A 12,531-nucleotide genomic window follows, 5' to 3' on the forward strand; every position below is an offset into this window, starting at 1 on the left:
CCGGGCCTGCAACCGATATTCCCGCACCGCATTTCCAAGCATTGAGTCCGAGTCTTCCAGAAGGTTGCCCCCCAGACGGAAAACGCGACTGAACGCGTCGAACGACTCAAATCAGGAAACGCTTCAGGGCAGAGAATCAGAGAGTTGATTCGCTGGCAAGTGCCTATGATTCCGAGAGATTCACTTTCCGCGAAAACGGACGAGAAAAGTGTGTTGTTGAGTCTTTGCGGCAACGGTTGACACCGTCGCAGGGCACGGAAGTTCAAGCGTTACTTGAACATCACGAGGCGTCGACACAGCTCAAAGAAGCTGCCCGAGGAACTCCTGCACGGCATGCCCCGGCCTAAAATTGCCGAGGCGCTTGATCTCCCAGTGCAGCCGGATGCCGGAATTCTCCAGCACCCGCGCCCGCACCGTCTCGCCGAGATATTCGAGATCGTAGCCGGTGGCCGTGCCGGTGTTGATCATGAAGTTGCAATGCATCGGCGACATCTGCGCGCCGCCGATCATCAGCCCCCGACAGCCGGCCTTGTCGATTTCCTTCCAGGCCGAGGTGCCTTCCGGATTCTTGAAGGTCGAGCCGCCGGTTTTCTCGCGGATCGGCTGCACCGTCTCGCGATGGTTCTGTACGGCATCCATCGCCGCCTTGATCGCCGCCTTGTCTTCAGGAAAGCCTTCGAAGATGGCGGAGGTGAAGATCAGTCCGGAAGGCGCGGATGAATGGCGATAGGCATAGCCCATATCATCGGTGAGCAACGTGTGGAGATTACCCTTGCGGTCCAGCGCCGTCACTTCGACCACGCGCTCCCGCGTCTCCACGCCGTTGGCGCCGGCATTCATCCTGAGTGCGCCGCCAACGGCGCCGGGGATGCCGTGATAGAAATGGAAGCCGCCTATCCCGGCCTCATAGGCCACCGCTGCGAGGCGCTTGTCGGGCGTAGCAGCACCCGCCTTGATGCCGATCGACGAAACAACTTCGGCCTCGCCGAAACCCTTGGCCGAGAGCCTGACGACGAAACCGGGAATGCCGCCGTCGCGCACCAGAAGGTTAGAGCCGATGCCGACCACCATGACCGGTATTTCTTCCGGCACGGCGCGCAGGAAGGCGGCGAGGTCTTCCTCGTCAGCCGGCTGGAACAGCGCCTCGGCGAGGCCGCCGGCTCGGAACCAGGTGATCTTGTCCATCTCCGCGTTCGGCGTGATGCGGCCGCGCAGGCCGGAAAGCTTGTCGCCGAGTTTGTCGATCAGGTCCTGGCCGCGCATCATGAGGGCGTCCCACCAAGTTCCTTGGGCAGCGCATAGGCCCATTGCGTGATGTTGCCGGCGCCGAGGAAGACGACGAAGTCGCCGGGCTTGGCAAGCTCGCGAATGGCGGGCGCGATCGCCGCCGCGCCATCGATATAGCGTGCGTCGCGGTGGCCGCCAGAGCGGATGCGCGACACCAGCGCGTCGGAGGTGACGCCTTCGATGGGTTCCTCGCCGGCCGCGTAGACCGGCGCCACCATGACCGTGTCGGCGTCATTGAAGCAGACCGAGAATTCCTTGAAGAGGTCGTGCAGCCGGGTGAAGCGATGCGGCTGCGCGATGGCGATGACACGCCCCCTGGTCGCGCTGCGCGCGGCCTTCAGCACCGCCGCGATCTCGACCGGATGGTGGCCGTAATCGTCGAACACCTCGACGCCGTTCCACGAACCGGTATGGGTGAAGCGCCGCTTGACGCCGGCGAAGGACGACAGGCCCTTCTTGATCGCCTCGGCCGAAAGGCCAAGCTCATGCGCGACCGCGATCGCCGCCGTCGCGTTGGAGACGTTGTGCCTGCCGGGCATCGGCAGGCGCAAATCGTTGATCGTCGAGGTGCCGCGCCCCTTGCGGTCGCGGATCACCACATCGAACGCCGAGGTCGCGCCTTCCATGCGGTGGTTGGTGAAGCGCACATCGGCCTGCGCGTTCTCGCCATAGGTAATGACGCGCCTATCCTCGATGCGGCCGACCAGCGCCTGCACTTCCGGATGGTCCGTGCACATCACGCCGAAGCCGTAGAACGGCACGTTCTCGACGAACTGGCGGAAGGCCTCGCGCACCTTGTCGAAGCTGCCATAGTGGTCGAGATGCTCGGGATCGATATTGGTGACGACGGCGATGTCGGCCGGCAGTTTCAGGAACGTGCCGTCGCTCTCGTCGGCTTCGACCACCATCCACTCGCCGTCGCCCATGCGCGCATTGGTGCCGTAGGCGTTGATGATGCCGCCATTGATGACGGTCGGGTCGAGCCCGCCGGCCTCGAGCAGCGTCGCCACCATGGAGGTGGTTGTCGTCTTGCCATGCGTGCCGCCGATGGCGACCGCCTGGCGGAAGCGCATCAGCTCGGCCAGCATCTCGGCGCGGCGCACGATCGGCAAAAGCTTCTCGCGCGCGGCTTTCAGTTCCGGGTTGGACTTCTTGATCGCGGTCGAAACGACCACGACTTCGGCGTCGCCGAGATTCTCGGCCTTGTGGCCGACGAAGCATTCGATGCCCTTGTCGCGCAGACGCTGCACATTGGCGCCATCGGTCTGGTCGGACCCCTGCACCTTGTAGCCGAGATTGTGCAGCACCTCGGCGATGCCGCTCATGCCGATGCCGCCGATGCCGATGAAATGCACAAGGCCGATCGTCTGCGGCATCTTCATGCGCGCGTCCTCCTGTAGTCCGAAACCGTTTTGCCGGACGCAATAGCCTCTGTCAGATCGGCGAGCAACCGCGCCGCGTTTGGTTTGCCAGCCGAGCGGGCGGCGGCGGCCATGGTCGCGAGCCGGTTCGGATCCTTGATCAGCCCGCCGACCAGCTCGGCGATCCGCTCCGCCGACAGCGACGATTGCGGATGGACCTCCGCTCCACCGGCCGCTGCAAGCGCTGCGGCATTCGCCGCCTGGTCGTGGTCGAGCGCGTGCGGATAAGGCACCAGCAGCGCCGGCCGGCCGATGACGGCGATTTCCGAAACCGTCGAGGCGCCGGAGCGCGACATCACCAGATGCGCCGCTCCAATGCGCGCCGCCATGTCGGTGAAGAAGGGCGAAACCTGGGCGTCGACACCGAGATCGGCATAGGCCGCCTTCACCCGCGCCACGTCTTCGGCGCGCGCCTGTTGGGTGATCGCCAGCCGCTTGCGCTGGTCTTCAGGCAAAAGCGCGATCGCCGCGGGCACGGCATCGGAAAAGAATTGCGCGCCCTGGCTGCCGCCAAACACCAGGAAGCGAAACGGCTCGCCATCGTTAGACGCCAGATACGGCGTCTTCGCCGCCTCGAGGATCTGCGGCCTGACCGGGTTGCCGGTGGTCACGGTCTTCGCGCCGGCAGCGCTCGCCCCTTCCGGCAGGAAGCCGCCGGCAATCGCGTCGACGCGGCCGGCGAGCGCCTTGTTGGCACGGCCCATGACGGCGTTCTGCTCATGGATCAGCGTCGGCACTCTTCGCCTTGTCGCCGCATAAAGCGGCGGCAGCGTCGGATAGCCGCCGAAGCCGACGACCGCCTCCGGCTTGATCCTGGCGATCACCCGGCTGGCCTCCCGCACGCCCTGCCAGATTTTCCAGAAGGCCGAGAGCATGGCGACCGGATTCTTGGAACCAAGCGTGGCCGAGGGGATCGTGTGAGTGTCGGCCGCCGGGAAATGGCGGGAATAGCGCTCGGCGCGATGGTCGGTGGCAAGATGCACCTTCCAGCCCCGATCGATCAATTCATGCGCGAGCGCCTCGGCCGGAAACAGATGTCCGCCCGTTCCGCCGGCCGCGAGCAGGATGTTACCCTTCGCCATCCTGCCTCATTCCGCCGGCATTGCGCGTTGCGCAAGGACGAAGCCCATCTGCTTGCGCCTTTCCGGACGCTTGCGCGTCAATGCGAGCACCATGCCCATAGAGATGGCGATGGCGATCTGTGAGGAGCCGCCATAGGAGATGAAGGGCAGCGTCATGCCCTTGGCAGGCATCAGCTGCAGATTCACGCACATGTTGATGGCCGATTGCAGGCCGAAGACGGTGACGAGGCCGCCCACCGCGTAGCGGGTGAAATCATCGTGTTCCTTGAGCGCGATGCTCAAGCCGCGCAGCACGATGAAGGCGAAGATCGACATGATGAAGAAGCACATGATCAGCCCGAACTCCTCGCCGGCGACCGAGAAGACGAAGTCGGTATGAGCATCCGGAACAATGCGCTTGACGGTTCCCTCACCCGGCCCGACCCCGAACCAACTGCCGTTGATCAGTGCCTCGCGGCCCATGTCGACCTGGAACGTATCGCCTTCGCCGGTCAGAAACTTGTCGATGCGCAAGGCAACGTGCGGGAACACCGAATAGGCGGCGAACAGGCCGCTTGCCCCGACGATGCCGAGGGCCACGATCCACAGCCACGGCAGGCCGGCCATGAAGAACATGACGCCCCAAGTGCCGGTCACCAGCATGGTCTGGCCAAGGTCGGGCTGCGCCACCAGAAGCGAGATGACCAGCGCCAGCAAAAGCATGGCGAACAGATTGCCGGGAATGTCGGGCTGGCGCTTGTGCTCGGCAAACAGCCACGCGCAGATGATGACGAAGGCGGGTTTCAGGAATTCGGACGGCTGGATGGAAAGCCCGGCGAGCGACACCCAGCGCCGCGCGCCTTTCACCTCGACGCCGATGTAGAGCACCGCCACCATCAGCACCAGCATGATGCAGAGCATCACCAGCGACATGCGCCTTATCTGCCGCGCCTCCAGGAAGGAGACCGCAAGCATGACGATGAGCGCCGGGATGGTGAAGATGACCTGTCTGGTGGCGAAGTGAAAGCTGTCGAGGCCGATACGCTCGGCCACTGCGGGGCTCGCCGCGAAGGACAAGATGATGCCCAGCCCCATCAGTGACAGGAACGCGGCCAGGAACCAGCGATCGATCGTCCACCACCAGGTGGCAACAGGACTTTTGTCGAGACGGCTTTGCATCAACGTGGCCCTCCGATGGGTTTAACGCCATCAATAGCAGTCGCAGCTTGCCTGAAGGCTTCGCCGCGAACTTCGAAATTCTTGAACTGGTCGAAGCTGGCGCAAGCCGGTGAGAGCAGCACCACCGCCTCGCCGCCAGTGTCGTTTGCCGCGTCATGGGCGGCATGCTCGACCGCCGCCGCAAGCGTTCCCGATATCTCGTAGGGCACCGCCTCGCCGAGCGTCGCGGCAAAGGCGGGCGCCGCCTCGCCGATCAGATAGGCCTTGGCGATGCGCGGGAAGAAGCCGCGCAGCGGCTCGATGCCACCTTCCTTGGGCAGGCCGCCGGCGATCCAGTAGATCCGGTTGGCGAAGCTCGACAGCGCTGGCGCCGCCGCATCGGCATTGGTCGCCTTGGAATCGTTGACGAACAGCACATGGTTCTTGCGGCCGACCTGCTCCATGCGGTGCGCGAGCCCCGGGAAGCTTTCGAGCCCCGCCTGGATCTCGCCGAGTTCGAGCCCGACCCTGAGACAGGCGACGACCGCGGCCAGCGCGTTCTGCGCGTTGTGCTGGCCGCGCAGCGAGCCGATGCCTTCGAGGAAGGCGACGCGGCTGTAGCGGCCATCCGCCGCTTCCATCAGATTGGTGCCGTCGGCGAAGTATCCGTCGGTCAAAGGCAGGCGCTTGGAAATACGAACGACTGGCCGGCCGGCCCGCTCCAGGCGGTCGGCGATCTGGGCGCCCCAGGAATCGTCGATGCCGATGATCGCGGTGTCGCTGCCGGCGACCAGCCGCTCCTTGATCGAAGCGTAATGCGCCATCGTGCCGTGCCGGTCGAGATGGTCGGGCGTGAGATTGAGCAGGATACCGGCGGTCGGGTTGATCGAGGGCGCGAGGTCGATCTGGTAGGACGAACACTCGACCACATAGTGCCGCTGAGGCTCGGGCGGATCGAGCGTCATGATGGCGCGGCCGATATTGCCGCCCATCTGCGTGTCGCGGCCCGCCGACTTCAAGATATGCGCCGTCAGCGCCGTCGTCGTGGACTTGCCGTTGGTGCCGGTGATCGCAATGAAGGGTGCTGCCGGCGCGCGGCTGTTGCGCTCGCGGCAGAACAGCTCGATATCGCCGATTACCTCGACGCCAGCGCCGCGCGCGAGCTCAACCGTCCAATGCGGCTTCGGATGCGTCAGCGGCACGCCTGGCGACAGCACGAAGGCGGCGAAACGCGGCCAGTCGGCGGCGCGCAGGTCGCCGGTCGCAATGCCCGCGGCGGCCGCCTTGGCGACGCTGTCTGGATTGTCGTCCCAGGCAAGCACCTCGGCGCCCCCCGCGATCAGCGCATGCGCGGTGGCGATCCCAGAGCCGCCAAGCCCGAAGAGCGAAACGCGTTTGCCGGAAAAGGAAGCGGCGGGGATCAAGCGGGGCGTCCTATCTGAGCTTGAGGGTGGAGAGGCCGACCAGGGCCAGGATGACGGCGATGATCCAGAAGCGGATCACGACCTGGCTTTCGGTCCAGCCGAGCTTTTCGAAATGGTGGTGGATCGGCGCCATCAGGAAGACGCGCTTGCCGGTCATCTTGAAATAGCCGACCTGGATGATGACCGAGAGGATCTCGACCACGAACAGGCCGCCGACGATGACCAGCACGATCTCGTGCTTGGTGGCGACGGCGATGGTGCCGATGAGGCCGCCCATCGCCAGCGAGCCGGTGTCGCCCATGAAGATCGCGGCCGGCGGCGCGTTGAACCAGAGGAAGCCCAGGCCCGCGCCGATCACCGCGCCGAGCACGACGGCGAGCTCGCCGGTGCCGGGCACGAAATGGATCTGCAGATATTCGGCGAAGACCGCGTTGCCCGAAAGATAGGCGATGACGCCGAAGGACGCCGCCGCGATCATGATCGGCACGATCGCCAGCCCATCGAGGCCGTCGGTCAGGTTCACCGCATTGCCGGCGCCGACGATGACGAAGCAGGAGAACGGCACGAAGAACCAGCCGAGATTGATCAGGAATTCCTTGGCGAAGGGAAAGGTCAGCGACGACGAGAACGGCGCCTGGCCATTGTGCATGATCACCCACGCGGCGATTGCCGCGATGATGAACTCGATCGCCAGCCTCGCCTTCCCGGAAAAGCCCAGATGCGACTGCTTGGTGACCTTGAGATAGTCGTCGTAAAAACCGATCGAGCCAAAGCCGACGGTGACCAAAAGCACCACCCAGACATAGATGCTGGACAGGTTCGCCCATAAGAGCGACGAACCGATGATGCCGGACAGGATCATCAGCCCGCCCATGGTCGGCGTTCCCGCTTTCTTGAAATGCGTCTGCGGGCCGTCGGCGCGGATCGGCTGGCCCTTGCCTTGCCGCAGACGCAGCGAATTGATGATCGTCGGCCCGAAGATGAAGACGATCAGCGCCGAGGTGATCAGCGCGCCGCCGGTGCGAAAGGTAATGTAGCGGAAGACGTTGAAGAACGAGATCTTGTCCGCGAAATCGACGAGCAGTGTGAACATGGTCCTTCCGTCCCCCGGAATCCGACCTCAAGTCGGCTTAATGTTTGTGGCTTCCGCCGGAAATTTGCCGAGCAGTGCCTCGACCAGCTTTGAAAACCCGATGCCCTTGGACGACTTGACCATCACCACGTCGCCGGGCCTGAGCGCGGAGATCACGATCGGCTTCAGTTCCTCGGCGCCTGCCCGATATTCCATCTGGATATCGGCCGGCAAAGTCTCGGCAAGTGCCTGCATTTCCGGGCCGCCGAGAAAGACGTTGCGCGTGCCCGTGCCGACGATCAGCTGGGCGAGCGCCGCGTGGAGCTTGGCCGAATGGCTGCCGAGCTCCAGCATGTCGCCGAGCACCGCTATCCGACGGCCCTCGCCCGAGACCGGCGTGGCGTTGAGCAGCGCCATGGCCGCCGCCATCGACGCTGGATTGGCGTTGTAGCTCTCGTCGATCAGCGTGATCGGCCCGTTTGGATGACGCAGGACGTGGCGCCGGCCGCGCCCGCGTTCGGCCGAAAGGTCCGCCAGCGCGGCCGCGACCTTGTCGACATCGGCGCCGACCAGTTGCGCGGCGCCAAGCACAGCCAGAACGTTCTGCACGATATGGCGGCCGGGCGCACCGACACGGGCCGTCAGGTCCTTCTTGCCGGCCTTGACGGCGATGTCGGAATGGTCGGCATGAAGCTCGCAGCCGACAAGGCGGAAGGCCGAGCGGACATTTTCGCCAAATCCGAAGACATGCTCGACGCCGGCGTCTTTCGCCATTTTCCCGAGCAGCTTCCAGCGTGGATCGTCGCGGTTGAGCAGCGCGGCGCCGCCGGGCTCGATCCCCTCGAAAATCTCGGCCTTTGCGACGGCGATCTCGTCCAGATTCTTGAAGAAACCGAGATGGGCGGCGGCAATTATGGTGACGATAGCCACATGCGGCCTGACCATCTTGACCAGCGGCCTGATCTCGCCCGGATGGTTCATCCCGATCTCGAAGATGGCATAGTCGCAGTCCTGCGGCATGCGCGCCAGCGTCAGCGGCACGCCCCAATGGTTGTTGAACGACTGCGCCGAGGCATGCACCCTGCCGACCGCCGACAGCACATGGCGCAGCGCTTCCTTGGTGGTCGTCTTGCCTGCCGAGCCGGTGACCGCGATGATCCTGGCCTTCGAGCGGGCGCGGGCGGCGACGCCGAGCTTCTCGAGGGCCGCAAGCACATCCTGCACGACGATCATCGGCGCCGTCAGCCGACCGAGCGAGGGCAGCTTGCCCTCGGCGACGACCAGCACGGCCGCTCCGGCCTTGACCGCCGCTGTCGCGAAATCATGGCCATCCATCGCCTCGCCCTTGATGGCAAAGAAGGCGTCTCCGGGCTCCAGGCTGCGGCTGTCGATCGAAATGCCGGTGATGCCCTCCGGCAGCGAGCCGATCGGCCTGCCGCCCATCGCTTCGACCAGCGCTTCCGACGTCCACAACAGGTTCATGCGGCGCGCTCCTTGAGCGCATCGCGCACTTCCTCATGATCGGAAAAGTGGAAGGTCTCGGCGCCGATGGTCTGGCCTTCCTCATGCCCCTTGCCGGCGACGATGAGCGTATCGCCGGCGCGAAGCATCGCAACCGCTTCGTGGATCGCCTTGCGCCGATCACCGATCTCGATGGCGCCGGGCGCGGCGGCAAGGATCGCAGCGCGGATGGTCTCGGGCACCTCAGTGCGCGGATTGTCGTCGGTGACGATGACGACATCGGCGAGCCGTGTCGCGATCTCGCCCATGATCGGCCTTTTCCCCCGGTCGCGGTCGCCGCCGCAGCCGAACACCACGACGACGCGACCCGTGGTGAAAGGCCGCACAGAAGTCAGCACATTCTCCAGCGCATCGGGCTTGTGCGCGTAGTCGACATAAACGGGAGCGCCGGCTGCGGTGGTGCCGACGAGGTCGAGCCGGCCCGGCGCGCCCTTCAATTTCTCCAATGCCGCCAAAGCTTTGGCCGAGGGCGTTCCAGTCGCGATGGCAAGGCCTGCCGAGACCAGCGCATTGGCGATCTGGAAATCGCCGGCCAAGGGCAGGTCGACCTCGTGCAGCACGCCGTCCGCCACGATCTCGGCGCGCTGGCGATGGCGCTCATGCTCGACCCGCTTGAGCGTCAGGAAATCGCCATGGCGGCCGACGGTCAGCACTTTCAGCCCCGCGGCCTTCGCAGCTTTGATGGTCGGCTCAGACCACGGATCGTCGGCAAAGACGATCGCTGGCGCGCCCTTCGGCAGCAGCGTGTCGAACAGGCGCAGCTTGGCGCGGTGATAGTCCTCGACCGTCGGATGGTAATCCATATGGTCGCGGCCGAGATTGGTGAAGCCGCCGGCCGCCAGCTTCACGCCGTCGAGCCGGCGCTGGTCGAGACCGTGGCTGGAGGCTTCCATCGAGGCGTGGGTGACGCCCGAATCCGCCAGTTCCTTGAGCAATCGGTGCAACGCCACCGGATCGGGCGTCGTCAGCGAGCCATATTCGTTGCGGCCGGGCGCCACGACACCGGTCGTGCCGATCGAGGCGGCGACAAAACCCGCCTGCTCCCAGATCTGGCGGGTGAAGGCGGCGACGGACGTCTTGCCAGCTGTGCCGGTGACGGCGACCATGGTTTCCGGCTGGCGGCCGAAGAAGCGCGCCGCGCTGAGCGCCAGCGCCAGGCGCGGATCATCGACGGCGAGAACCGGGATCGACAGGCCTGAGACGGTCGTGTCCCTGCCGGTGACGATCGCCGCGGCGCCGCGGGCCGCGGCATCGGCCGCATAGGCGGAGCCGTCGGCCTTGCTGCCGGCAAGCGCGAAGAAGACGACGCCGGTCTTGACCGCGCGGGAATCGGAGGAAAGTCCGGTCACCTCCAGGTCGGGGAAAGCTGTTCCCTCGACGGGCAGGATGCCGGCTAGATCTTTTAGATGCATTGAGTCCCGTTCACCGCAACAAAATAGCGCGCAGTTGCCGGCGCGCCCCAAGAATCACTGATAGGAAACCAGCGTTGCACCATTTTCATGGCTGAAATCTGGCTTCACGCCAAGCATGGCGGCCGCGCGTCTGATGATATTGCCGGCCATGACCCCCGCATTGTTGGCGGCGACGTCCGTCATCCCGGGCTTTTCCGGATGCGGAGCGTCAGCGATCGTGAACACCAGAAATTGCGGATCGTCCATCGGGAAGGCGGCGACGAAGGTGTTAAAATTCAATTCCTTGGAATAGCGGCCGTTGATGACCTTCTCGGCCGTTCCGGTCTTGCCGCCAACGCGGTAGCCGGGAGCCCTGGCATTTCTGGCCGAACCCTTCTCGGCGTTGAGCGTATAGAGATAGCGCATGCCTTCGACCGTCTTGTCGCTGACCACTTTCTTGGCCACCGCCATTGCCTCCTGCTCGCTGCGGACCAGGAATGTCGGCTCGATCAGATAACCCTGCATCAGCGCCGCGCAGCCGACGGCGGCTTGCAGCGGCGTCGTCGACACGCCATGGCCGAAGGCGATGGTGAACGAATTGACCTGCTTCCAGACCTTGGGTTCGGTCGGGCGCGCGACTTCTGGCAGTTCGGTCTGCATCCTGTCCAGAATGCCGAGACGATGCAGGAATTCGCGGTGCCCTTCTATGCCGACCAGCTCGGCCTCCCTGGCCGACCCGATGTTGGACGAATAGAGGAACACTTCCGGCAAGGACAGAACACGGTTCTTGCCGTGGAAATCGTGGATGGCCTGATGGCCGACCCGGATCGGATGCGAAGCGTCGAAGCGGCTGTTCATCGTCGCCTTGCCGGAATCGAGCGCCATGGCCGAGGTGAAGCTCTTGAAGGTCGAGCCCATCTCGTAGAGACCGGCCGACATGCGGTTCAGCCGGTCCTTTTCCTGGGCATTATACGGATTGTTCGGGTCGAAGTCCGGCACCGAGGCCATCGCCATCACTTCGCCCGTCTTGATGTTCAGCACGACAGCGCCGGCGCCCAGCGCGCGATAGCGCTCCAGGCCGGCGGCGATCTCGTCGCGCACCACATGCTGGACGCGCAGATCGATCGAAAGCTTGACCGGCTTGAGATCCTTCGCAACCGCGAGCCCCGACGCCTGCAGGTCGCTCAACCCCTGCTCGTCGATATATTTCTCCATGCCGGAGATGCCCTGGTTGTCGATGTTGGTGAGGCCTACGATGTAGGACGAGGTCTCGCCGCTCGGATAAAAGCGGCGCTTCTCGGTGCGGAAGCCGAGGCCGGGGACGCCCAGTGCCATGATGTCGGCCTGCTGCTTCGGTGTCAGCTGGCGCTGCAGCCAGACGAAGCCGGCGCCGCTCTTGAGCTTGCGATAGGTCTGCTCGTAGTCGATCTCAGGCAGCACGGTCGACAATTTCTCGATCGCCTCGTCGGCGTCGACGATGCGGCGCGGCTCGGCGAACAGCGACGCCGTCTTGATGTCCGTCGCCAGCACCTCGCCGTTGCGGTCGACGATATCCGGGCGCGATGCCGTGACCCGGTTCTCCGGACCGCCCGAGAGATCCGGGTTCTGCATGCCGAGATAGACAAGCCTGCCGGCAATCGTCGAATAGATGGTGAAGAACACCGCCATGGTCATGACGATGCGCGTCCTTGCCTTGCCGCCTGTCGCCTTGCGGGCGGCGTCGACGACGATCGAGCCGTCCTCAGCCTGCTTCTTCCGGCGCTTCAGCAGGTCACCGATCCTTGGAAGCCTGCTGATCATTGAACGGTGCTCCCGGTGACCACTGGATCCTTGCCGTCCGAGGGCTCCTTGCTCGAATTGTCGGCCATGCCGCCAAGCCGCTGCGAGGAGAGGTCCTCGATGGTCACGGGTTTCACCGGAATGTCGTCGAGGCTGCCGATCTGGTGCGCGTTGACCGGTTCGAGTCCGAGCTGGCTCTTATAGACGTCGGCAAGCTTCTGCAGCCGCGACGGCTGGGTAAGCAGGCTCCAATCCGCCTTGAGGAGATCGATCGTCTCTTCCTCGTAGTGGATCTGCGACTGGATCTTCTGCACCGCCGCCAGTTGCTCTTCGGCTTCTCGCTTCGTCTTGTAGGTCAGGGCCGCGGCCGAGACCATGACGGCGATCAGGACTATGTCGCTGGTACGAAACACGTGC

General features: G+C 64.6%; 10 protein-coding genes. All 10 read right to left on the bottom strand.

Annotation, left to right across the window (positions count from 1 at the left end; genetic code table 11):
* Positions 1-300 precede the first annotated feature (300 nt).
* The 10 genes from murB to ftsL are packed head-to-tail and all read right to left on the bottom strand — an operon-like array spanning position 301 to position 12,527.
* On the bottom strand, positions 301-1,266 hold the full coding sequence (gene murB, locus RFM41_RS27420) for a UDP-N-acetylmuramate dehydrogenase (RefSeq protein ID WP_320252597.1): 966 nt from the start codon (positions 1,264-1,266) through the stop codon (positions 301-303).
* On the bottom strand, positions 1,263-2,669 hold the full coding sequence (gene murC / locus RFM41_RS27425) for a UDP-N-acetylmuramate--L-alanine ligase (RefSeq protein WP_320252596.1): 1,407 nt from the start codon (positions 2,667-2,669) through the stop codon (positions 1,263-1,265). The genes murB and murC overlap by 4 nt, the downstream gene beginning before the upstream one ends.
* A complete protein-coding gene (gene murG / locus RFM41_RS27430; protein WP_320252595.1) occupies positions 2,666-3,790 on the bottom strand; it encodes an undecaprenyldiphospho-muramoylpentapeptide beta-N-acetylglucosaminyltransferase in 1,125 nt (374 codons plus the stop codon). The genes murC and murG overlap by 4 nt, the downstream gene beginning before the upstream one ends.
* Before the next feature lie 6 nt (positions 3,791-3,796).
* Positions 3,797-4,948 carry a putative lipid II flippase FtsW gene (gene ftsW, locus RFM41_RS27435; RefSeq protein ID WP_320252594.1) on the bottom strand — a complete coding sequence of 384 codons (1,152 nt, stop codon included), beginning with the start codon at positions 4,946-4,948 and terminating at the stop codon, positions 3,797-3,799.
* On the bottom strand, positions 4,948-6,351 hold the full coding sequence (gene murD / locus RFM41_RS27440) for a UDP-N-acetylmuramoyl-L-alanine--D-glutamate ligase (protein WP_320252593.1): 1,404 nt from the start codon (positions 6,349-6,351) through the stop codon (positions 4,948-4,950). Before murD ends, ftsW begins: the two co-directional genes overlap by 1 nt.
* A 10-nt stretch (positions 6,352-6,361) precedes the next feature.
* The gene (gene mraY, locus RFM41_RS27445; RefSeq protein ID WP_140544456.1) at positions 6,362-7,444 is read right to left on the bottom strand and encodes a phospho-N-acetylmuramoyl-pentapeptide-transferase; all 1,083 of its coding nucleotides are present in this window, start codon (positions 7,442-7,444) and stop codon (positions 6,362-6,364) included.
* Positions 7,445-7,471: 27 nt separating this feature from the next.
* Positions 7,472-8,905 carry a UDP-N-acetylmuramoylalanyl-D-glutamyl-2,6-diaminopimelate--D-alanyl-D-alanine ligase gene (locus tag RFM41_RS27450; RefSeq protein WP_320252592.1) on the bottom strand — a complete coding sequence of 478 codons (1,434 nt, stop codon included), beginning with the start codon at positions 8,903-8,905 and terminating at the stop codon, positions 7,472-7,474.
* Positions 8,902-10,356, bottom strand: coding sequence for a UDP-N-acetylmuramoyl-L-alanyl-D-glutamate--2,6-diaminopimelate ligase (locus tag RFM41_RS27455; RefSeq protein WP_320252591.1), 1,455 nt, complete (start codon positions 10,354-10,356; stop codon positions 8,902-8,904). The genes RFM41_RS27450 and RFM41_RS27455 overlap by 4 nt, the downstream gene beginning before the upstream one ends.
* Before the next feature lie 54 nt (positions 10,357-10,410).
* Positions 10,411-12,135 (bottom strand): peptidoglycan D,D-transpeptidase FtsI family protein, encoded by a 1,725-nt coding sequence (locus tag RFM41_RS27460; RefSeq protein WP_320252590.1) that lies wholly within the window; start codon positions 12,133-12,135, stop codon positions 10,411-10,413.
* The gene (gene ftsL / locus RFM41_RS27465; protein WP_320252589.1) at positions 12,132-12,527 is read right to left on the bottom strand and encodes a cell division protein FtsL; all 396 of its coding nucleotides are present in this window, start codon (positions 12,525-12,527) and stop codon (positions 12,132-12,134) included. Before ftsL ends, RFM41_RS27460 begins: the two co-directional genes overlap by 4 nt.
* Positions 12,528-12,531 lie beyond the last annotated feature (4 nt).

The sequence above is a fragment of the Mesorhizobium vachelliae genome (genome assembly GCF_033977325.1).
In the GTDB taxonomy this organism is placed as follows: domain Bacteria; phylum Pseudomonadota; class Alphaproteobacteria; order Rhizobiales; family Rhizobiaceae; genus Mesorhizobium; species Mesorhizobium vachelliae.

What these genes read in the sequence shown, in the direction of transcription:
- murB (WP_320252597.1), bottom strand. Translation starts at nt 1,266, where the DNA reads ATGATGCGCGGCCAGGACCTGATCGACAAACTCGGCGACAAGCTTTCC.
- murC (WP_320252596.1), bottom strand. Translation starts at nt 2,669, where the DNA reads ATGAAGATGCCGCAGACGATCGGCCTTGTGCATTTCATCGGCATCGGC.
- murG (WP_320252595.1), bottom strand. Translation starts at nt 3,790, where the DNA reads ATGGCGAAGGGTAACATCCTGCTCGCGGCCGGCGGAACGGGCGGACAT.
- ftsW (WP_320252594.1), bottom strand. Translation starts at nt 4,948, where the DNA reads ATGCAAAGCCGTCTCGACAAAAGTCCTGTTGCCACCTGGTGGTGGACG.
- mraY (WP_140544456.1), bottom strand. Translation starts at nt 7,444, where the DNA reads ATGTTCACACTGCTCGTCGATTTCGCGGACAAGATCTCGTTCTTCAAC.
- RFM41_RS27450 (WP_320252592.1), bottom strand. Translation starts at nt 8,905, where the DNA reads ATGAACCTGTTGTGGACGTCGGAAGCGCTGGTCGAAGCGATGGGCGGC.
- RFM41_RS27455 (WP_320252591.1), bottom strand. Translation starts at nt 10,356, where the DNA reads ATGCATCTAAAAGATCTAGCCGGCATCCTGCCCGTCGAGGGAACAGCT.
- RFM41_RS27460 (WP_320252590.1), bottom strand. Translation starts at nt 12,135, where the DNA reads ATGATCAGCAGGCTTCCAAGGATCGGTGACCTGCTGAAGCGCCGGAAG.